Raw genomic sequence first — 21,768 nt, 5'->3', positions numbered from 1 at the left:
CGACCTGTTCAAAGCTGTCAGTCCTTGCTGACGCCGAGAAGACGGATCATGCCATCCGGCGACGGTGCCCAGCCCTTGACCTTGTTGGAGATGGCATAGGCATAAGGCTGGTGGCCGAGATAGATGATCGGCATGTCATCGTTGAGGATGACACTTGCGGCATCGTATTTTTCCTTGCGGACCGCATCTTCGGTCGAGGCGCGGGCCTCGTTCAGCAGCTTGTCGACCTCGGGATTGCAATATTTCACGTCGTTGATGCCGCCCTTGCAGGTGACGAACTGGTGCAGGTTGCCATCGGGATCGATACGTCCCGACCAGTCGGAACGGCTGAGCTGGTAGTTGCCGGCGGTCTGTTCGGACAGAAGCGTCGCAAACTCGGTTGCCTTCAGGGTGACGTTGAAGCCGGCCTCGGCCACCATGGACTGGATGACCTGCATCATCTGTGTCTGCGTGGTGTTGTTGGCGTGCTGAAGCTCGACGTCGAGCGTCTCGTAACCCGCTTCCTTCATCAGCTGCTTGGCCTTGTCGATATCGCGTGGCGGCACCGGCAGGCTCTGGTTGAACCAGGGGCTCGTCGGCGGAAAGGCCTGATTACCGCCCTTGGAGGTGCCTTCAAAGACGATCTGGCCGATCGCCTCGCGGTCAATGGCATAGGAGAATGCCTGACGCAGGCGCTTGTCCTTGCCGAGCGGATTATCCGCACGCGCGCCATTGTTCATGTTGACATACATGGCCATGTAACCCGGCCCGATCACATCGGCATAGGTCAGCTTGGCGTCGTTCCTGACGGATTCCGCATCGGACGCCGAAATACGCTCGGCGATATCGAGGTCGCCTGCACGAAGGTTTGCAAGCTTCACGGTCGTATCGGGGATCGGCAGATAAACGACCTTGTCTACGAGGACCTTGTCCTTATCCCAATAGTCAGCGAATTTCTCGAGCACGATACGGTCCTGCTGGATACGCTCGACAAATTTGAACGGCCCCGCGCAAACCGGTTTCGAACCAAAATTCGCGCCCAGTTCCTTGGCCGCCTTGGGTTCAACGATCATGCCGGCGCGGTCGGAAAGCTGCGCCAGAAGGGTAACGTCAGGCGTCTTCAGCGTGAATTTCACCTCCAGCGGTCCCGTCGCCTCAACCTTCTCGACCGAGGACAGCTCGCTTTTGCGGCGCGATTCCGGCAGCGTGATATTGCGCTCGATGGTGGCGACAACGGCGGCCGCGTCCAGCGTCTCGCCATTGTGGAACTTGACGCCATCGCGGATTTTCATGGTCAGCACCTTGCCGCCTTCGGACCACGCCCATTCGGTAGCCAGCTGCGGCATGATCTTCATGTCCTGCGAGATATCCACCAGCTTGTCGCACATGGCGGTGTAGACGATGCGGCCGACGAAGGTGCGCGACTGCGCGGGGTCGAGCACATCGGCATCGTCGTTCAGGCCGATGCGCAATTCGGACGATAGCGCCGGCGCGGCCAGCAATGCGCTTGCCAATAGCGCCGCAGTCAATGTCTGGATTTTCTTCATGTTCGTTCCTCTGGTCTGGTTATTTTGACTTTTTGTCATTGGCCGCCCCTTGCGGGACGACAGTTTTCATCCGCGGCCTCAGGAGGCCTCGGTCAGCGAATTATCGGCTTCGGCCGCATTGCCCTCCCCGGTTTCCTCCTCCAGAAAGCCGAGCGAGGTGGCGCGGATCAGCCTTTCCTGATGCATGAGAAGATGCTGGCGCATGGCTTCACCGGCGCGCGCCGGATCGCGGTCGGCAATGGCCTCGACAATGGCCATATGCTGCTCGAAAGACGCCCTGCCATTCGTGCCGCTGCGCCGGGCAAGCTCGCGGATCGACTGCCATGCATCGTCCTGGCGAATGCGGTTGACGACATCGAAGATCGACAGGAAAAGCTTGTTGCCGGCGCTCTGGGCGATCTGGCGATGGAGCGAACCATCCCATAATTCCTTGGCGTCGGCATCCGTGCTCTGGCCGGTCTTTTGAACAAGGGCGCGCATGCGCTCCACCTCGGCCGGTTTGGCGCGCATGGCCGCAAGCTGCGCCAGCTGCGGTTCGATGCGCAGGCGCACTTCCATGATTTCCATGAAATCCGTACCCGCAACCAATTCCGTGACCTGTACGGACCAATCGTCCGGTTTTTCACCCACAAAGGTTCCGGCCCCCTGCCGCCGCCAGATCAGGCCCTCGGCCTCCAGAACCTCCAGAGCGCGGCGGATTGAACGACGGCCGACATTAAAAGTCTCCGCAAAGGCCCGCTCCGTCGGCAAACGCCCATCTCTGGTGAGATGATTCGCCTGAATATAGTCACGTAACCGCGCCAAGGCGTAGTTGGAATTATCGTTAGGGCCTGCCGCCACACCGCACCATTTGCTTGAACCAATCTTATATTGGTTCATTTGGTGAGAAATTTTCGCCGACGTCAAGCGCATTTTTGAGCGGCGATTTTTGACGCTCAAAATATGGGCATGTGGCGTTTTTTTGAATGGGAAGACAGGACGCAGAGGCAGGGCATTCTCGCCTCCCTGCTTGCCCTCAGGAGCTGATGGAAAGCCGGATGCGCCCTGACAGACGCGCGCCGGGCGCGACGATCCTGATACCAAGCGCTTCCCGGTGCACCTCCGGCAGGCCGAGCGCTCCGGCCGCCATGGAAACGGGCTCGAGGCAAAGATAGCGGTCCATGCGGTGAACAGCCAGATGGCCGAAAACGGGATCGGCCTCGATCAACAGTGAAAACCTGCCCAATTGCACATGCGCATTTGACCAGCCGGTGTAATGCAGCGTGTACCCCGTCGATGCGGGAATGGCGGCCGTGTGGCGGGAAATTGCAGGCTCGCCGGTCGGCACGTTCTGCGGGTCCAGCGGATATTGCAGCCCTGCATCCGTCTGCGCGTCGCAGCCAAGGCCGGCAGCCAGATAGGGGTGCCATCCCAGCGCCATTGGTGCCGGCACATCCCCCAGATTGGTGATCGACAGTTCCACCGTGAGGCCGGCGTCTTCAAGCAGAAAGGACTGTTCGGCCCGGAAGGAAAATGGCCATTCCCCGTCAGCCTCATAATCAAGTACCAGCCCGGCCCGATCCGAAGCCAGACCTGAAATCTCCCAGCCCCGCCGATGAGCAGGCCCATGCATGGCATCCGGCGCGAGCGCAGGATGTGGTAGGAGGTCATGGCGGATGCCCGCATGAACGAAGGAGCCGCCATAAAGCCGGTTGTGGAAAGGAAACAGCGGATAGGCTCCGGCGCGCGGCCAGTTGAAAGGCTCGAAAGCGTCCTCGCTTGTCGGCACCAGAATATCGCCGTAGTCCGCGTGGTGCAGATGGGTCATTCTGCCGCCCCAGGCGGGGCGCAGGCGGGCAGAGAGCTGCCCGCAGCTTATCGCAACCGTTTCAGGCAAAGGCATAGGATCCGTCAGGCCGCTTCGGCACCCGTCTCTGCCAATGAACATAGCCATCCTCCTGCATGGCTTTTTCATCCATCTCCACACCCCAGCCGGGGCGATCCGGCCTCAGTTCCAGATATCCATCCTTCGGCAGGTAGGGGTCGACGACATAACGTGTTTCATCCTCGCGTTTTTCCAGATCGGTGCCGCCATAGACATAGCATTGCCCTTTCGGCAGCCGGTATTCGAGAATGCGGAAATTCTGCTGGGCGGCGGAGAAATGCACATTGACGGCGGTGGCGAGCGGCCCCATCGGGTTGTGCGGCGCGATGCTGACGAAGTGGGCTTCCGCAAGCGTGGCGATGCGGCGCATCTCCGAAATACCGCCGACGACGCAGATATCAGGCTGAATGATATCCGCACCCTTTACTTGAAGAAGCCGCAGGAACTCATTGCGATTATAAAGACTTTCACCTGTTGCCAGCGTGCAGTTCAGCCCCTGTTTCAGGTCTCCCCACATCTCGATGTTTTCCGGACGCAAAGGCTCTTCGAAGAACAGCGGATCGTAAGGCGCAAGCGCGTTGCCGAGCTGGCGGGCAGCGGCAGGCTCGAAAATCTTGGCATGGGCATCAAAGGCGATATCGTAATCGGGACGAACGGTCTCGCGAAGCGAGCGGAAATATTCGGCCGAACTGCGCACCACCTCTCCCCAGCGATGGGCGTGGATATCGACGCGCCACGGGCTAAGCTTGAAAGCCGTGAAGCCCCAGTCCTCGTTCAGACGGTCGAACTCTTCTTTCGCTGCCGGTGCGTCCGGGGCCGTATAGACACCGGCATAGACCTTGATGCGGTCACGCACTTCGCCGCCCAGCAGCTTGTAGACCGGCACGCCGGCCGCCTTGGCGGCAAGGTCCCACAGGCAATGGTCAAGCGCCGAGATTGCCGACAGACCAAGCGCGCCGGGCGGAAAACGGTTCTGTTGCAGAAGAAGATTGTAGAGATACTCCACCCGTGTCGGATCCTGCCCGGCAAGGAAACCGTAGAGGTAATCCAGCAACGGCGGTAAGGCGAGATCGGGGCCGTGATTGTAACATTCACCCCAGCCGGTCAGACCGTCATCGGTATCGAGAGCGACGACAACGCGGGGACGGTCCTTGTCGCGGGTGACGAATACCCGCATGCGATCGATTTTCATGCTTTATTCTTCCTCGTGAATTGCAGGATGCAACGGCCGCGACGTTATCGGGCCGCTACCCCGTTCTTGATCTCGGATGGCTCGACATAACGGAACCTTCGGGTGCGATCCCGGTCGCGTGGGTCAGGGCGCGGAATGGCGGAAAGAAGCGCCTGCGTATAAGGATGATCCGGCGCGTTGCACACCTTTTCCGCCTCTCCCACTTCCACCAGCTTGCCGCGATACATCACCCCGACGCGGTCGCACATGTATCTGATAACGCCGATATCGTGACTGATGAAGATATAGGCGAGCCCTAGCTCGTCCTGTAGCCGCATCAAAAGATCAAGCACCTGGAACCGCACCGAAACATCAAGCGCCGAGGTCGCCTCATCCGCCACGATGATGCGCGGCTTCAGCGTGATGGCGCGGGCGATGCCGATGCGCTGGCGCTGGCCGCCGGAAAAGGCGTGCGGGTAACGCTCACGCCCGATCGGATCAAGCCCCACCTGCTCCATCAGGGCGCAGACGCGCTCATCCAGCTCCCTGCCCCTGGCAATACCGTTGACCAGCAATGGTTCGCCGATGACCTGCGCCACCGTCATGCGCGGATTGAGAGAACCGAACGGGTCCTGGAAAACCATGCGCAACTCGCGCCGCGCGGCTTTCAGCTCGGCGCCTTCGATTTTGGCCAGATCGACCACCGTGCCATCCGCCCGGCGATAACGCATTTCACCGCCGGTCGGATCGTAAAGGCGCATGATGGAGCGGCCCATCGTGGTCTTGCCCGAACCGCTTTCACCGACAATGCCAAGCGTCTCGCCGGGCAACAGCTTGATCGAGACGCCATCCAGCGCCTTCATCTCACCGAAATGCATGGAGAGGTCGTTGACTTCGAGGATGGGCGCTGCGGCAAGATCGAGCGGCGGACGGGCAAGCCGGATTTCCGCTTTCTGCTCCAGTTTCAGGACCGAGCCGATCAACATGCGGGTATAGGAGTCCTGCGGGCTGTGGAATATCTCATCGACAGTGCCATATTCCTTGGCGACACCGTGATGCATGACCAGCACATCATCGGCAATCTGCGCCACCACGCCCATGTCATGGGTGATGAACAGCACCGCCATGCCATGCGCCTTTTGCAGCCGCGATATCAGGTCGAGGATTTCGGCCTGTGTAGTGACGTCGAGCGCCGTCGTCGGTTCGTCGGCGATCAACAGCTGCGGTTTGCAGGCCAGCGCCATGGCGATCATGGCGCGCTGGCGCATACCGCCCGAATATTGAAAGGCATACCGATCCAGCGCCTTTTCGGGATTGGGAATTTCCACCTGCCGCAGCAGTTCGATGGCCTCAGCCCGCGCCTGTGCCTTCGTCATTTTCAGGTGCAGGCGCAGAACTTCGGTGATCTGGTCACCGACGGTATGGACCGGGGAAAGCGACGACATCGGCTCCTGGAAAATCATGGCGATGTCAGCGCCGCGCACCGAGCGGATGGCCCGGCTGCGCGGATCGAGCTTTGCCAGATCAAGCGACGTGCCATCGGCGCGATTGAGGATGATCGACCCGGACGCGATGTAACCGGGGCTGTCGATAATTTGCAGGATAGAGCGGGCGGTGACGGATTTTCCGGAGCCGCTTTCACCGACGACACAGAGTGTCTTGCCGGGATCGATGGAAAAAGACAGATCGTTGACCGCCCGGAAAACACCGTTTCGGACCGGGAACTCGGTGACGAGATTGCGGACTTCAAGCAGCGGTTTTGCTGGCTTCATGGAGAGAATATCGCTCATCCGGGGCCTCACTTGTTATAGGGGTCGGCTGCGTCGCGCAGGCCGTCACCGAGCAGATTGAGCGCCATGACGGCAACGACAACAGCCACACCGGGCAGGAACAACCAGGGTGCGGTCGCGATCGAGCGGATATTCTGCGCCTCGCGCAGCAGCACGCCCCAGGAAATCGTCGGCGGCTGAAGGCCGAGGCCAAGGAAGGACAGCGAGGTTTCCGCAAGGATCATCGCCGGAACCGCAAGCGTGACCGAGGCGATGATATGGCTCGAAAAACTCGGCAACATATGGCGGAAGATGATGCGCCCTTCCGGCACGCCATCCAGCCGGGCCGCAGCCACGAACTCTTCGGTTCTGAGCGACAGGAACCGGCCGCGCACGACGCGGGCAAGCTGCGCCCAGCCGGTCAGGGACAGGATGATGGTGATCATCATGTATTGCAGCGTTGCCGGCCAGCCCTGCGGCAATGCGGCGGCCAGCGCCAGCCAGATGGGAATGGTGGGCAGCGACAAGACGAAGTCGATCACCCGCTGCATGACGAAATCGATGCGGCCGCCATAATAACCGGAGATGCCGCCGAGAACGACACCGAGCAGCAGCGAGAAAAACACGCCGACAAGACCGATCGACAGGGAAATCTGCGACCCCTGCACGACGCGGCTGAAGACATCACGGCCGAGACGATCCGCACCGAAGAGAAAGAGCGGTCGCGTCTTGTCGGTGGAGGCCAGCAGATGGATATCCGTGTTGAACAGGCCGAACACGGAATATTCGTAACCTCGACCGAAAAGCTGGACCGGGATTTTCTTCGCGGTATCTTCGACGAACACCGCCGCCAGCGTCTCGGGATTGCGGGTCAGCTTCAGCGGATAATAATGCATTCCGAGCGAGAAACCGTCGGTCGTATCGATGAAATGCACGCGCTGCGGCGGATGGAAGGTGGCGCGGGCGTTCTGCAGCACCGGATCGTTGATGGCGAAGAAGCCCGGCACCAGCGCGACGATATACATGGCGATGGTGATGAACAGGGCGGCCATGGCCAGCTTGTGGCGCTTGAACGCCCACCAGATGAGCTGCCACTGCGAAGCGACGGCGGCGCGGTCCTGCCGGGTGTTGGTGGTCATAGTGATATCGCTCATGGCGCCCTCCTATTCGAGACGGATGCGCGGATCGACCAGCGCAAGCAGGATGTCGCTGATCAGCGAACCGATCAGCGTCAGCGCGCAGATCAACAGCACGAAAGCGCCGGCGAGATACATGTCCTGCGCCATCAACGACTGCAGAAGCAGTGGTGCCGCCGTCGGCAGATTGAGCACGATGGCGACCACGACCGAGCCCGAAATGAGGTTGGGCAGCAGCCATGCGATGGTGGAAATGAACGGGTTGAGCGCAATTCTGAGCGGATATTTCGTCAGCAGCCTGAACTCCGACAAACCCTTCGCACGCGCCGTGGTCACATAGGGCTTGGGCAATTCGTCCAGCATATTGGCACGCATGACGCGGATGAGGCTTGCGGTGGATGACACGGCAAGGATGGCGACCGGCAGCCAGATATGGGCCATGAGATCCATCATCTTGGCGATGCTCCAGGACGCCGTTTCATATTCTGCCGAAAACAGCCCGCCAACATCGGCCCCGAACTCCACCGCCGCCACATACATCAGCACCAGCGCCAGCAGAAACGAGGGTATGGAAAGGCCGAAGAAGGAGAAGGCGGTAAAGAGATAATCGCCGATCGAATATTTGCGCACGGCGGAGAAGACGCCGATGGGAAGAGCTATGGCCCAGGTGGCGAGAAGGCTTGCGATGGCCAGAACCAGCGTCAGCGCCATGCGTTCCCAGATGAGGCCGGAAACCGGCTGCTGCCACTCGAACGAGATGCCGAAATCACCACGGCTGATAATGCCCCATATCCATTTCAGATATTGCACGATCATCGGGTCATCGAGGCCGAAACGTTCGCGCAGCTGCGCCGCCGTATTGTGGTCAATGACCTCGTTGGAAGCGGCCAGGGTGGCGATATAGGTTGTCACATAGTCGCCGGGCGGCAGCTGGATCAGGACAAAGGCAAGGAAACTGACGGCAAACAGGGACGGGATCATCCACAGCAGGCGTTTTACGATAAAAAGCAGCATGTCGTTCTCGCAATCACATTGTGCCATACGCACCGCCTTCCACCGGGAGACGGGCTGTGGATGGTCGAAACAACCTGAGAGGCGTCGCCGCGTTACGGCAGCGACGCCCATGTGGCGGTATCAGCTTGTGAAGGTGAACTGTTGCGGCAGCGCCGGGCCGGGATTGGGCCAGGTCCAGCTGTCGGGTTCCGTTTCCGGCACATTGCGCAGATTGTTGCGGATGATGCCGAAACCACCCACGGCAAGGCAGAGACCGATCGTCTCGAACTCTTCCGCCGCTATGTCGAAGATCTGCTTCATCTTCTCACCGCGCTTGGCAAGGTCGGCCGTCGAACGCGCCTCGTCGAACAGCTTGAAGCGTTTCTTCTGGCTTTCCGGTGGTTCCTCACCCTTCTGGCCGTTGGACGTATACCAGAGCGCCCACGGAATGGCGTAACGCGACCCCTGTGGATGGAAGGCGAAGAAATCGCGCGGGTCGAGCATTGGATCGAGACCGCCGGGGCCAGGCCAGACCGCCGCATCATGGGCGTTGTCATCGCCACGCGTGTAATAGAGCGCGCGTTCGATGGTGTTGACCTTGATATCAACGCCGATCTGCGCCCACTGTGCCTTCACCAGTTCCAGCGCATCGACAAGATCCGGATAAAGCGTCGGGATGACATCGATCGAGAAGAAAATCGGCTGGCCGTCAGGACGCAGCCGCATGCCATTGCCGTTCTTCTTGTCGTAACCGGCCTTGTCGAGAAGATCATTCGCCTTGTCGGCGTCATATTCGGTGAACTGGCGCGCCAGCTTTTCATTATACCAGGGGTGCGTCGGGCGTGGCCCGGCCTGATATCCCTCGCTCTGGCCGAAATAAACGATGTCGATGATTTCCTGCCGGTTGAGCGCAATGGACAGCGCCTGACGGAAGGACTTGTCGGCAAACATCTTGCGCATTGCCGGGTCTTTATGGGTGATGTTCAGGTAGATCTGGCACTGCTGCGAGGCGGACGGCACCAGCGTCAGCAGACGGTAATCACCTTTTTTCATGTTCTGCGACAGGGTCGGCTTGTTGGCGAGAACGCTGATATGGCGCTCCTGAATGTCGATCTTGCCGGAAATGACATTCAGCATCAGCGATTCGACATCCTGCGAAATGCCGAAATTGACTTCGTCGATGTAAGGAAGCTGGTTACCTTCGGTATCAACCTGCCAGAAGTAAGGATTGCGGGTCATCACAACCCGGGTCGCGCCGCCGGAATAGGGTTCCTTCACCACCCACGGATCAAGCGTCGGCTTGTCGACATTCGACCAGCGCGACGGAATTTCGATATCACCGCACTTGGCGCGGAACAGTTCCGTCCAGCTCGATACGCCGGCCGCCTTCACATCGGCATCCAGCGACGTATTGTATTTCGGCAGGAACTTGCTGCAATAATGCTTGGCGAACAGCGTTGGATGCTGGCCGAGCGGTGTAGCGAGGTTTTCTAGATAGAGCGCGTTCGGCGCGGCGAATTTGAACTTGACCGTGAAATCGTCGACCTTCTCGACATCGACCGCCTTGCCGGCCACGGAAAGCTGGGCCGGGGTGGCGCTGTAAAGCTCCTTGTTCTTGATGCAGTCCTCGATGGCGAACACCACGTCATCTGCGGTGAAGGGGTGGCCGTCCGACCATTTCGCGCCCTGCAACAGATGGAAGGTGAACTGCGAAGCGTCGTCATTAACCTCCCATTTCTCGGCAAGGTTCGGCAGAACCTCGGTGAAATCCATGTTCCAGCGAACCAGCCCCTGATTGCCGACCATGCGCAGAATGCCATTATGGTCCGATGAACCGCGCAGGCCACGGCGCAATGTGCCGCCATAGGTGCCGATCTTTTCGTGCGGTGTCACCACCATCGGATTTTTCGGCAGCCGCTCGGCCAGGGGCGGCAATTTGCCGTCTTTTACCAAGGCTGCCAGTTCCGGCGCTTCTTTGCCGGTGGCGGCCCGCGCCGAGGTCCCGATGACGGAAAGGGCGGCGACGCCGCCAAGCCCCGCCACAAAGGTCCGGCGCGTCACGCCAAGCGAAAATTTATCCCCATCGCGCATCGATTATCCTCCCAAAAAATCACCGGCAGCAAAACAGCCTTCACTGTGTCGCAACGGCCCTCCCGGCCAGCCAGCACGCCGATCCTCCACCGGCAGGGGCAGACCATATGGGCGTTTTCAGATGATTACAAGTATTGACAGCTTTTTACATATTTTTTATTCGTAGAGCGATTTTCGAAAACAGGTTTGACGATAAAGATCGGAACGGCAGCGCTCCCCGCTGATAAAACCCCGGTATTTCTGTTGCGGATGACATACAGGAAACCGTTCAACTTCAGCGATTTGCAACGAAAGGTGTGCTGATGGACAATACGACCACATCGTCGGCCGCACGCGGCGAGACCCGGCTCAGCGACATCGTCTACGAAAAGATCGTCGGCATGATTTCGGACGGGCGGTTTCCGATAAACGAGCGGCTACCATCCGAACAAAGCCTGGCGTCGCTGTTCGGGGCTTCCCGGCCGGTGGTGCGCGCAGCGCTGGAGCGGCTGCGCAATGACGAGCTTATCGTTTCACAAAAGGGCTCCGGCTCCTATGTGCGCCAGCAACCCGACTCTTCGGTGTTACAGCAGGTGCCGGTCGGTTCGCTTGCCGACGTGCAGCGCTTCTTCGAGTTCCGGGCCGGCCTTGAGGCCTCGGGGGCCGAGCTTGCGGCGCGCAACTGGCAGGCAGCCGACAAGACGCGGATCGAGCAGGCAATTGCAGCGCTGGAACAATGTCTCGAGCGCAATGATCTTGGCGCAGAGGAAGATTTCGCCCTGCACGAAGCCATTGCCAGGGCAAGCCATAACCAGTTCCACATCACCGTACGCATCTGGTTCAAACCGCATTTCGCCATCGGCCAGTCGGTGACACGCAGTCTCAGCCTCAAACGTACACCGCAGCATGTGCGCGAAGTGCAAAACGAGCACACAGCCATCGTCGAAGCGATTTTTGCGCGCCACGAGCAGGCTGCGCATGACGCGATGAAAGACCACATCCTCAAAGCCCGCGCCCGCATGTTTCAGGGCGTCGGCGGCTAGAACCGATCCCGCAATTTTAAAAAATCGAGGCCTTAAAGGGCGATGGAGAATAATCAGTGAGCCAGCCGCGCATCATAGAACCGAGACTCCGTCCCCTCGTCGATACGCCTTTGAAGGTTGGCGAATCGCCCGCATGGGACGAGCGGACGGGCAATCTGTGGTTCGTCGATATTCTCGCCCCGGCGATTTTCCGCCTGCATCCGGACGGAAAGCTTGACAGGTTTGACATGCCCGCCCAGGTGGGCTGTCTCGGTCTATGCGACAATGGTCTCGTAGTGGCGGGCCTCAAGACTGGCGTGCATCTGCTCGACCCCGCAAGCGGCAAGCTCGACCTTCTCTGCGACCCCGACCAAGGACGACCCGATAGCCGCCTCAATGACGGCAAGGTTGGCCCGGACGGGCATTTCTGGGTGGGAACCCGCGACGAGGCCGCGGTTCCCACGGGCAATGCGCGTCTCTATCGGGTCGCGCCTGACGGCGGTATCGAGCGCATCATCGACGGTAATATGTTCACGTCGAACGGCCTTGCCTGGAGCCCGGACGGAAGGCGGATGTATCATTCCGATAGCAGCGGGCTCATGTATCAGGCGTTCGATTTCGATGCTGCGACCGGCAAGCTCGGCCCTGCCGAACGCCTCCATGATTTCGCGCCAGACGAAGGCAGGCCGGATGGCGCAGCGACCGATAGCGAGGGCTGCTACTGGAGCGCCGGCGTTCAGGGCGGACGGCTCAACCGCTTTACGCCTGAAGGCGAATTGTTCGAAATCTACAGGCTGCCGTTCAAGGGGCCGACCATGCCGTGTTTCGGCGGTCCGGACCTTAAGACGATCTATCTCACCAGTCTGGTGACCGAAACCAACGGCGTCTCCACGGCGGGCACGGTCGTTGCGTTCGATGCGCCTGTCTCCGGCACGCCCGTTCACAAATTCTCCATCTAAGACGCCCCTTTACCTTGAGGAACAAATTGATGACGACATTCGATTTTCGCCAGGCCCTGCAGGGTATCTCCGGCGTTCCCGTAACGGCTTATGATGCGGGCGGTGAAGTGGACGCCGTCGTCACCGCCGAGGTTTACGCCCGCGTGGCAAAGGCAGGCATCCATAATATCGTCGCGGCGGGCAATACCGGCGAGTTCTACGCCCTGACACCCGCTGAAATTATGAGGGTTTATGAGGCCGCGATAAAAGGTGTAAGCGGGAAAGCCCCAGTGACGGCAGCAATCGGGCGCTCGCAGCGCGAAGCGCTGTCCATGGCGCGGCAGGCGAAGGACATGGGGGCTTCCGCCGTCATGTCGCATCAGCCGGTCGACCCTTTTGCAGCCCCGCAATCGCAGATCGACTATTTTATCGGCCTGGCAGAAGGCAGCGAATTGCCGCTGGTGGCCTATGTCCGGGCCGACGGTTTTTCCGTCGATGACATGGTCAGGCTTTCCAGCCATCCGAATGTCGCCGGCATCAAGTTCGCAACCACCGACATCATGCTGTTGTCGCGCGCGATTGCCGCTTCCGATCCGAACGGTGCGCTCTACGTCTGCGGACTGGCGGAAAGCTGGGCACCCGCCTTTTGCGCCGCCGGCGCACGCGGCTTCACATCCGGCCTCGTCAATGTCGCGCCGCAATTTTCCCTGCAGGTTCATGATGCCCTGACGGCTGGCGATTTCACTGCGGCCCGGAAGATCGTCGAAAAGATCGAGCTGTTCGAACGGCTGCGGACACGATACCGCAACGGCGCGAATGTGACGGTGGTGAAGGAAGCGATGGAGATCCTTGGGCTTGCGGTTGGTCCGGTTCGAGCGCCGGGCCTTGCGCGTCTGGACAAAGAAGATCGCTCAACACTTGAGGGATTGCTTGCCAGCTGGCGTTAACAGGCGCCTCCCTCATTCCGCGCCCGGGTTCCAAGCGCCTCGAATGGACGGGCCAGACTGTGCGTTCTGCGCTCCCGATCCGCGCATGACCGTTAAGCCGACGATCTGAAAAAGGCCGGGCTCTAGGGCCCGCCTACACTCAGTCTTGGGTCAGTCTGCTCGTTCCCGCCATGCCACAACTTTTTGTCGATGATGACAGCACTAAAACCAATGGTTGACACTGGAGCATAGACCCGATACAAGGGGCAATCGAATTTGCTTGCTTAGCTTTGCTTGTCACGCGTCTGGCACCGCGTTCTGAACGAACCTTTCCTTTCAAAATCGCTATCATCATCCGCAGCACCTGAGTGCTGTGGTCTCTCTATTGCTATGAAAGGGTTCATCATGACCACTGGCACAGTTAAATGGTTTAATTCCACCAAGGGCTTCGGCTTCATTCAGCCTGATAACGGCGGCACCGATGCTTTTGTACACATCTCCGCAGTTGAGCGCGCAGGCATGCGTGAACTCGTTGAAGGCCAGAAGGTCAGCTTCGAGCTGGAGCGCGACAACAAGTCGGGCAAGATGTCGGCTTGCAATCTGCAGGCTGCCTGAGGGTATCTGCTTCCCTTTGACCACGGATGTACTGGCACTGCCGGAAGCACACCAACCCAATCAAGGCCAGGCAAATCGCCTGGCCTTTTTATTTTTCGCTCGCTTGCCGAGCCTTACCAGCGGAACACCCATGACAGAAAAATACAGCACGTCTCGCCAGAAGGCGGAGGTTGCCTTCAGCCATATCCAAACGCCGTTTTTCGCGAAGGAAGAAGCGCGTGAAGAACTCGATTCCCTTAACCGGTCCCGCGAAGAGAAGACCCTGCGACTTCGGGAAGCACGTCTTGCAAAGGAACAGTCAGACCGCGCTTCGGCCACGTCGGCTCTCTTTGCCAAACGTGCCCGCGGGCGATGACCAACGGTATGATTTGATCAGGCAACATCGCGCCCTGATCAATGGCCATGGGGCAAGCGTTCTTCCGCCCGAAGCATCTGCGCGTTTCGGAAGCGGCTCATTGAACCTGAACCGCCTCCTTGTCTTTAGCACCCAGATCACATGTCGACTATAAGCCGACACACGTCTGGCAAGCGGCGCGCTTTTCCTGCGCCAACAAACGCAATCCGTTCAGCCAAACAGCGCGAGGCTGCTTCTCACCGTAACCCACACGCCCCAAAGAAGCGGTATGCCGACGGCAATCCAGGCGAATGCGGCTTTAGCGTCAAGCCCGCCCTTGCCGATGCCGAAGGAACCGGTCGGGCCGGCGCTGGCGGCAGCGGTTTTTGCCTGAAGCGCGGCAACCTCCGCATCCGACATGAACCATTTCTCCGGCAACGGCCTCACCAGCGCATTTGCGACAAGGCCGATCGCCAGCATGCCCGCCAGAATATACATGGTGCTGGTGTAAAGCGCCGGGCCCGGCGCAACACCGGCGGCTATCTGCGCCTCACGGATGTAGTTGACGACCACCGGTCCGGCGATGCCGGCTGTTGCCCATGCTGTCAGCAGCCGGCCGTGAATAGCGCCGACGAACTGCGTGCCGAAGATGTCGGCGAGATAAGCCGGAATGGTCGCAAAACCACCGCCATACATGGACAGGATGATGCCGAAGGCCAGAACGAAGAAGGCCTTGGACCCCATCGTCGCAAGCGTTGGCGCCGCCGCATAAAGAATGATCCCGAGAATGAAGAAGCAGAAATAAGTGTTCTTGCGGCCGATCCTGTCAGACATCGACGCCCAGAAGAAACGCCCGCCGATATTGAACAGCGAAAGCAGCCCGGTGAAACCAGCGGCAATCGCCGCTATCTGCGCCTTCTGCCCCGCATCAAGATCCGCAAAACCCACGCCCGGCAGGCCGATCAGCGAGCCCGCGAAGATTTCCTGCAGCATGGGCGACGCCATGCCGATGACGCCTATGCCTGCCGATACGTTAAGGCACAGCACCGCCCAGATCAGCCAGAACTGCGGCGTCTTGTGCGCATCGCGCAGATGCACGTGGCGGTGGGTTATCATCGCGCTCTTGGCAGCCGGCGCAGTCCAGCCCTCTGGGCGCCAGCCGGCCGGCGGAATCCGATAGCCAAAGGCACCGGCCATCATGAAGACGAAATAGATCAGCGCCATGACGACGAAGGTCTGCCAGACACCCACTGTCGTTTCGGTCTTGAAGGCGTTCATCAACAGGTTGGCAAGCGGCGCGCCAATCATTGCGCCGCCGCCAAAGCCCATGATGGCCATGCCCGTCGCCATGCCGCGACGATCCGGGAACCATTTGATCAGCGTCGATACGGGCGAAATATAACCAAGGCCGAGACCGACACCGCCGATGACACCCGCGCCCAGCCACATCAGCCACAGCTGGTGCGTCATGACGCCGAGCGCCGCAACGAGAATGCCGCCACACCAGCAGCAGGCGGAGACGAAACCGGCCTTGCGCGGCCCCACCCTTTCCAGCCAGCCGCCCCAGATCGCCGCCGAGCAACCCAGGAGGACGAAAAACAGCGTGTAGATCCAGCCAAGATCGGCCACGCGCCAGTTGCACTGCGTGGTGAACAAAGCGCCGACAAGGGTGAGACTGGAGCAACTGGGGTCCGTAGCCGGCAAGGCCTTCGACAATGGCAGCCAGAAAACACTGAAGCCATAAGCCATGCCGATGCACAGATGAATGGCCAATGCTGCCGGCGGCACCAGCCAGCGGTTAAATCCGGGTTTTGCTATGATCCGTTCGCGGTCCAGAATTCCGGCCTGCACCGGTTCTCCCGCAGATACGCCTGCTACTGCCATCGACATTACCTCCCTCGTGGATGTCTGGACAAATTTCATACGCCCCATATGGCAGGGCGAAACCGCCGAATGCTCTCCCATGCGGCAACAGGTGAAGGCGGCCCCTCGCCGCGCTCAATGTCTGGTTTCGGGAATACTCGGTTCGGATAGGGGCTCGCCCGCAGCCGGCCCCTTGCCTCCCGGCGCACCCTTTGCATCCTCCCCAAGCCCCACCGCATCGGCGTTGGGTGATCCGGGTCTCTTGATCTCCACTGAGGCAGCGATCACCAGCGGCAGAAAATCACCGGCGCCGGCATCCACTATCTCGAAAAACCGGCGGCGCATGCGCGGCTCCCAGAATTTGTTGATGTGGGTGGCGACACCGTCAATGCGGACTTCCTCCGGCTGAGACAGGAAAAATGTCGCGATCTGGTTCGCCATTCTCACCAGTTTTTCGTCAGTGTGATTAAGCAACATGCTGTTCCCCCACGCCGCCTGCCGGTCGGCGTCCGTGTTTCAAGTGGCCGGGGCACCCCCGGCCCTGATTATTCGGCTGCCTCCAGCTTGCCGGCGATCCGCCTCGACCGGCGGCCGAGCGCATCATATTCCTCCTGCCATTCCGTCGGGCCGTTCGAAGGTGATATCTGCACGGCGGTCACCTTGTATTCCGGACAGTTGGTCGCCCAGTCGGAGAAGTCGGTGGTGATGACGTTCGCCTGCGTGCCCGGATGGTGGAAAGTCGTATAGACCACGCCCGGCGCCACGCGGTCGGTGATCAGCGCCCTCAGCGTCGTGTCTCCGGAGCGACTGGCAAGCTTCACCCAGTCGCCATCCTTGACGCCGCGCTGCTCGGCATCATGCGGATGGATTTCCAGCCGGTCCTCCTCGTGCCACACGACATTTTCCGTGCGCCTCGTCTGCGCGCCGACATTGTATTGCGACAGGATGCGGCCGGTGGTGAGCAGCAGCGGGAAGCGCGGACCGGTACGTTCGTCCGTCGCCACATATTCGGTGCGGATGAACTTGCCCTTGCCGCGTACGAAACCATCCACATGCATGATCGGCGAACCCTGCGGGAACTTCTCGTTGCAGGGCCACTGCACCGAACCGGTCCGCTCGAGATAGTCATAGGAAACACTAGCGAAACTCGGTGTCGTCGCCGCAATTTCATCCATGATTTCAGACGGATGTGCATAGTCCCAGGTAAGTCCCATGGCCTGCGCCAGCTTCTGCGTCACCTCCCAGTCGGCATAACCGTTCTTCGGCGACATGACCTTGCGCACGCGGTTGATGCGGCGCTCGGCATTGGTGAAGGTGCCGTCCTTTTCGAGGAAGGTGGAACCGGGCAGGAAGACATGGGCATAATTCGCCGTCTCGTTCAGGAAAAGATCATGCACCACAACACATTCCATGGCGGCAAGGCCGGCGGACACGTGCTTCGTGTCCGGATCGGACTGGAGAATATCCTCACCCTGAATGTAGATGCCCTTGAAGCTGCCATCCACGGCCGCGTCGAGCATGTTGGGGATACGCAATCCCGGCTCGTTGTTGAGTTTCACGCCCCAGAGTTTCTCGAAAATGTCACGCGTGGCGTCATCGGAAATATGCCGGTAACCCGGAAGCTCATGCGGGAACGAGCCCATGTCGCAGGAGCCCTGAACGTTGTTCTGCCCGCGAAGCGGATTGACGCCCACACCGGGGCGGCCAATATTGCCGGTGGCCATGGCCAGATTGGCAATCGCCATGACCGTGGTCGACCCCTGGCTATGTTCGGTAACGCCAAGGCCGTAATAGATCGCACCATTGCCGCCGCGGGCATAGAGGCGGGCAGCCCCGCGCAGTTCTTCCGCCGGAACACCGGTGAAAGTTTCGGTTTCTTCCGGGCTGTGCTGAGGCTCGGCAACGAAGGCGGCCCAATCCTCAAATTCCGACCAGTCGCAACGCTCGCGGATGAAGGCCTCGTTGAACAGGCCTTCCGTGACGATCACATGTGCAAGCGCCGTCAGCACGGCCACGTTGGTGCCGGGCTTCAGCGGCAGGTGGAAAGAGGCCTCCACATGCGGGCTGCGCACGAGATCGATACGGCGGGGATCGATGACGATCAGTTTTGCGCCCTGCCGTAGCCGCTTTTTCAGCCGGGAACCGAAGACCGGGTGACCGTCCGTCGGATTGGCGCCGATGACCACGACGACGTCGGAATGCTCCACGCTGTCGAAATTCTGCGTTCCGGCCGACGTGCCGAAAGCCTGACCGAGACCATAGCCCGTGGGCGAATGGCAGACGCGGGCGCAGGTATCGACGTTGTTATTGCCAAAACCGGCGCGGATGAGTTTCTGGACGAGGAAGGTTTCTTCATTCGTGCAGCGGGACGAGGTGATACCGCCGATGGATTCCCGACCATATTGGCCCTGAATGCGCCGGAACTCCGAAGCGACATGGGACAAGGCCTCTTCCCAGCTGACTTCCCGCCATGGATCACTGATCTTCTCGCGGATCATCGGGTTGAGAATACGGTCCCTGTGGGTCGCATAACCATAGGCAAAACGGCCCTTGACGCAGGAATGGCCGCGATTGGCCTGTCCGTCCTTCCACGGCACCATGCGCACCAGCTCTTCGCCGCGCATTTCCGCCTTGAAGGAACAACCGACACCACAATAGGCGCATGTCGTCACCAGCGAATGTTCCGGCTGGCCGATCTCGATCACCGACTTTTCCGTCAGCGTCGCGGTGGGACAGGCCTGCACGCAGGCGCCGCAGGAAACGCAGTCGGAATCGAGGAATGCCTCATGTGCGCCGGGCGAAACCCGGCTTTCAAAACCGCGCCCTTCGATCGTCAGTGCAAACGTCCCCTGCACTTCCTCGCAGGCACGCACGCAGCGGGAGCAGACAATGCATTTGGAAGGATCATAGGTGAAATAGGGATTGCTTTCGTCCTTCGGCATCCAGCGGGCATTGAGATCACCTTCACCGGTGCGTGCCTTGACGTGGTTGTCGCCTTCGTAACCGTAGCGCACATCGCGCAGGCCAACGGCGCCCGCCATATCCTGCAGCTCGCAATCGCCATTGGCAGCGCAGGTCAGACAGTCGAGCGGGTGATCGGAGATATAAAGCTCCATCACCCCCTTGCGGATCTGTTTCAGCCGCTCCGTCTGCGTGTGCACGACGAGACCGGGGGCGACAGGCGTGGTGCAGGAGGCGGGAGTGCCGTTACGGCCCTCCACCTCGATAAGACAGAGCCGGCAGGAGCCGAAGGCATCCACCATATCGGTGGCGCAGAGTTTCGGGACATCGATGCCCGCCTCGCGTGAGGCGCGCATGATCGACGTTCCCGCCGGTACGGTAATCTGCCGGCCGTCAATGGTGAGCGTCACCATGTCCGTTGCGCGGGATTTCGGAGTTCCGTAGTCGAATTCAGAAACAAGGGCCATGGTCTTACTCCGCAGCTTCAACGCGTGGGATGGGGGCAAAATCATCAGGGAAATGCCGGAGCGCGCTCATGACGGGATAGGGCGTGAAGCCGCCAAGCGCGCAAAGCGAACCGAATTTCATGGTTTCGCAGAGGTCTTCGAGGAGCGCGGTGTTCTTCTCCCGCTCGATGCCGAGCGCGATCCTGTCCACCGTCTCGACGCCACGCGTGGAGCCGATGCGACAGGGCGTGCACTTGCCGCAGCTTTCAACCGCGCAGAATTCCAGCGCGAACCGCGCCTGATGCAGCATATCGGCGGTATCGTCGAAAACCACGATACCCGCATGGCCGATCAGGCCACCGGCGGCGGTAAAGGCTTCGTAGTCGAAGATCGTGTCGAACAGCGAAACCGGGAAATAGGCGCCGAGCGGACCACCCACCTGCACGGCCTTGACGGAACGTCCGGTGATCGTGCCGCCACCGATATCGTTGACCAGCTGCCCGAGCGGCAGGCCGAAGGCGGTCTCGTAAAGCCCGCCATGCCTGATGTTTCCGGCAAGCTGGATGGGGATTGTGCCATGCGAACGGCCGACGCCGAAATCGCGGTAGAAAGCGGCACCCAGATCCATGATGACTGGAATGGATGCCAGCGAAATCACATTGTTAACGACGGTGGGTTTTCCGAACAGGCCCTGCAGGGCAGGTAACGGCGGCTTGGCGCGCACAGTGCCGCGCTTGCCTTCCAGACTGTTGAGAAGCGATGTTTCCTCGCCGCAGACATAGGCGCCGGCACCCATGCGCACTTCGAGATCGAAGGCCCGCCCGGAACCGAGGACGGAGACGCCGATAATGCCTTCTCGGCGGGCGATGTCGATCGCCTGTTCCATGACCTTGACGGCGTGGGGATATTCCGAGCGGGTATAGATGAAGCCCTTCGTCGCACCAACGGCAAGGCCGGCAATCGCCATGCCTTCGATCAGCACGAAGGGATCGCCTTCCATGATCATGCGGTCGGCAAAGGTACCGCTATCGCCCTCGTCCGCATTGCAGACGATGTATTTCTGGTCCGCCACGGCATCGGCAACGGTCTTCCATTTGATGCCCGTCGGGAAACCCGCACCTCCGCGTCCACGCAGGCCGCTTTCGGTCACCTGCGCAACGATGTCGAGCGGCGCCATGGCGACGGCTTTTTCGAGGCCTTTCATGCCCTGATAGGCGCGGTAATCCTCAAGCGACAATGGATCAGTCACGCCGCAGCGGGCAAATGTCAGACGCGTCTGGCTTTTCAGGAACGGGATGTCCTTGGTCGGCCCGAGACAGAGACGATGCTCGCCGCCGGTGAGAAAACCCGCATCGAAAAGCGAGGCCACATCGCCGACCTTGACCGGCCCGTAGGCGATGCGGCCATGGTCGGTGCGCACTTCGACCAGCACTTCCAGCCAGAGCATGCCGCGCGAACCGTTGCGGACAATATGGATATCAAGATTGCGGCTGGCCGCTTCCCGGGCGATGGCGTCGGCCACGCGGTTTGCGCCAACCGCAAGCGCGGCGGAATCGCCGGGAACAAAAACGGTGACACTCATCGGCGCGCCTCCGTCAGAATGTCGCCAAGACAGTCCTCGTCAAGGCGGGCATGGACTTCGCCGTCCAACATCAGGGCCGGCGCCTGCGCACAAAGCCCGAGACAGAAAACCGGTTCCAGGGTGACGGAACCGTCAGCGGCGGTTTCGTGCCAGTCAAGGCCGAGCCGGGACTTTATGGTGTCCGCCAGAGGCTCGCCACCCATCGACTGGCAAGCCTCGGCGCGACAGAGCTTCAAGACATGCCGGCCGGAAGGATGATCACGAAAATCGGGATAGAAGGTTACGACACCATGCACCTCCGCCCGCGACACATTCAGTGCGGAGGCGATAATCTGTTTGGCGCTTTCCGGAATGTAGCCGAACTCTTCCTGAACCGCGTGCAGGATGGGCAGCATCGGCCCTTCGAGGTGAAGAAAGTCGTCAATGACCGCGGAAACACGGGCCGCCTCATCTGCGGCAACCGCCTGAATATTCATAAGCCAGTCCTCCCAAACCGACAGGGGCAAGGATGGCGGGCAGGACATTTCTCAGCCCTTTCGCAACCCCTGCATT

General features: G+C 60.2%; 18 protein-coding genes. 5 read left to right on the top strand and 13 right to left on the bottom strand.

What is annotated here, in order from left to right:
• Window positions 1–17: 17 nt before the first annotated feature.
• The 8 genes from CFBP6623_RS24315 to CFBP6623_RS24280 all read right to left on the bottom strand — a co-directional run bounded on the left by CFBP6623_RS24315 (window position 18) and on the right by CFBP6623_RS24280 (window position 10,550).
• Complete coding sequence (locus CFBP6623_RS24315; RefSeq protein ID WP_080843094.1) at window positions 18–1,526, bottom strand: ABC transporter substrate-binding protein; 1,509 nt, start codon at window positions 1,524–1,526, stop codon at window positions 18–20.
• A 78-nt stretch (window positions 1,527–1,604) separates the two neighbouring features.
• Window positions 1,605–2,405 (bottom strand): FadR/GntR family transcriptional regulator, encoded by an 801-nt coding sequence (locus tag CFBP6623_RS24310; RefSeq protein ID WP_080843093.1) that lies wholly within the window; start codon window positions 2,403–2,405, stop codon window positions 1,605–1,607.
• A gap of 136 nt (window positions 2,406–2,541) precedes the next feature.
• Window positions 2,542–3,408 carry an aldose 1-epimerase gene (locus CFBP6623_RS24305; protein ID WP_080843092.1) on the bottom strand — a complete coding sequence of 289 codons (867 nt, stop codon included), beginning with the start codon at window positions 3,406–3,408 and terminating at the stop codon, window positions 2,542–2,544.
• The gene (locus tag CFBP6623_RS24300; RefSeq protein ID WP_046801257.1) at window positions 3,395–4,582 is read right to left on the bottom strand and encodes a galactarate dehydratase; all 1,188 of its coding nucleotides are present in this window, start codon (window positions 4,580–4,582) and stop codon (window positions 3,395–3,397) included. Before CFBP6623_RS24300 ends, CFBP6623_RS24305 begins: the two co-directional genes overlap by 14 nt.
• A 44-nt stretch (window positions 4,583–4,626) precedes the next feature.
• On the bottom strand, window positions 4,627–6,351 hold the full coding sequence (locus tag CFBP6623_RS24295) for an ABC transporter ATP-binding protein (RefSeq protein ID WP_167379196.1): 1,725 nt from the start codon (window positions 6,349–6,351) through the stop codon (window positions 4,627–4,629).
• Window positions 6,352–6,359: 8 nt separating this feature from the next.
• Window positions 6,360–7,484 carry an ABC transporter permease gene (locus CFBP6623_RS24290; RefSeq protein ID WP_046801255.1) on the bottom strand — a complete coding sequence of 375 codons (1,125 nt, stop codon included), beginning with the start codon at window positions 7,482–7,484 and terminating at the stop codon, window positions 6,360–6,362.
• Between the two features lie 9 nt (window positions 7,485–7,493).
• The gene (locus tag CFBP6623_RS24285) at window positions 7,494–8,480 is read right to left on the bottom strand and encodes an ABC transporter permease (protein ID WP_046801254.1); all 987 of its coding nucleotides are present in this window, start codon (window positions 8,478–8,480) and stop codon (window positions 7,494–7,496) included.
• 120 nt (window positions 8,481–8,600) lie between these two features.
• Window positions 8,601–10,550 (bottom strand): ABC transporter substrate-binding protein, encoded by a 1,950-nt coding sequence (locus CFBP6623_RS24280; protein ID WP_080843091.1) that lies wholly within the window; start codon window positions 10,548–10,550, stop codon window positions 8,601–8,603.
• A 302-nt stretch (window positions 10,551–10,852) separates the two neighbouring features.
• On the opposite strand from CFBP6623_RS24280, the gene CFBP6623_RS24275 reads away from it, so the two are divergent.
• The 5 genes from CFBP6623_RS24275 (at window position 10,853) to CFBP6623_RS24255 (ending at window position 14,385) form a co-directional block, all read left to right on the top strand.
• Window positions 10,853–11,572 (top strand): FadR/GntR family transcriptional regulator, encoded by a 720-nt coding sequence (locus CFBP6623_RS24275; RefSeq protein ID WP_046801252.1) that lies wholly within the window; start codon window positions 10,853–10,855, stop codon window positions 11,570–11,572.
• Window positions 11,573–11,628: 56 nt separating this feature from the next.
• Window positions 11,629–12,510, top strand: a complete 882-nt coding sequence (locus CFBP6623_RS24270; RefSeq protein WP_080843090.1) for an SMP-30/gluconolactonase/LRE family protein — start codon at window positions 11,629–11,631, stop codon at window positions 12,508–12,510.
• Window positions 12,511–12,539: 29 nt separating this feature from the next.
• Complete coding sequence (locus CFBP6623_RS24265; RefSeq protein ID WP_080843089.1) at window positions 12,540–13,436, top strand: dihydrodipicolinate synthase family protein; 897 nt, start codon at window positions 12,540–12,542, stop codon at window positions 13,434–13,436.
• A gap of 384 nt (window positions 13,437–13,820) precedes the next feature.
• On the top strand, window positions 13,821–14,030 hold the full coding sequence (locus CFBP6623_RS24260; protein ID WP_046801316.1) for a cold-shock protein: 210 nt from the start codon (window positions 13,821–13,823) through the stop codon (window positions 14,028–14,030).
• 130 nt (window positions 14,031–14,160) lie between these two features.
• Entirely contained in the window at window positions 14,161–14,385 is a 225-nt protein-coding gene (locus tag CFBP6623_RS24255; RefSeq protein ID WP_080843088.1) for a hypothetical protein, read from the top strand.
• 210 nt (window positions 14,386–14,595) lie between these two features.
• Here CFBP6623_RS24255 and CFBP6623_RS24250 read toward each other — a convergent pair whose 3' ends face one another.
• The 5 genes from CFBP6623_RS24250 to CFBP6623_RS24230 all read right to left on the bottom strand — a co-directional run bounded on the left by CFBP6623_RS24250 (window position 14,596) and on the right by CFBP6623_RS24230 (window position 21,692).
• Window positions 14,596–16,248: an OFA family MFS transporter gene (locus tag CFBP6623_RS24250; RefSeq protein ID WP_080843272.1), complete on the bottom strand. Its 1,653-nt coding sequence runs from the start codon at window positions 16,246–16,248 to the stop codon at window positions 14,596–14,598.
• A gap of 114 nt (window positions 16,249–16,362) precedes the next feature.
• Window positions 16,363–16,704: a formate dehydrogenase subunit delta gene (locus tag CFBP6623_RS24245; RefSeq protein WP_080843087.1), complete on the bottom strand. Its 342-nt coding sequence runs from the start codon at window positions 16,702–16,704 to the stop codon at window positions 16,363–16,365.
• Window positions 16,705–16,772: 68 nt separating this feature from the next.
• Window positions 16,773–19,655 carry a formate dehydrogenase subunit alpha gene (fdhF, locus tag CFBP6623_RS24240; RefSeq protein ID WP_080843086.1) on the bottom strand — a complete coding sequence of 961 codons (2,883 nt, stop codon included), beginning with the start codon at window positions 19,653–19,655 and terminating at the stop codon, window positions 16,773–16,775.
• A gap of 4 nt (window positions 19,656–19,659) precedes the next feature.
• Entirely contained in the window at window positions 19,660–21,216 is a 1,557-nt protein-coding gene (locus CFBP6623_RS24235) for a formate dehydrogenase beta subunit (protein WP_080843085.1), read from the bottom strand.
• Window positions 21,213–21,692: a formate dehydrogenase subunit gamma gene (locus CFBP6623_RS24230; protein ID WP_046801244.1), complete on the bottom strand. Its 480-nt coding sequence runs from the start codon at window positions 21,690–21,692 to the stop codon at window positions 21,213–21,215. Before CFBP6623_RS24230 ends, CFBP6623_RS24235 begins: the two co-directional genes overlap by 4 nt.
• Window positions 21,693–21,768: the final 76 nt, after the last annotated feature.

The organism is Agrobacterium tumefaciens, assembly GCF_005221385.1.
Lineage (GTDB): Bacteria > Pseudomonadota > Alphaproteobacteria > Rhizobiales > Rhizobiaceae > Agrobacterium > Agrobacterium tomkonis.
The sequence above is the reverse complement of the archived record's forward strand: the minus strand, read 5'-3'. Positions and strand labels throughout refer to the sequence as shown.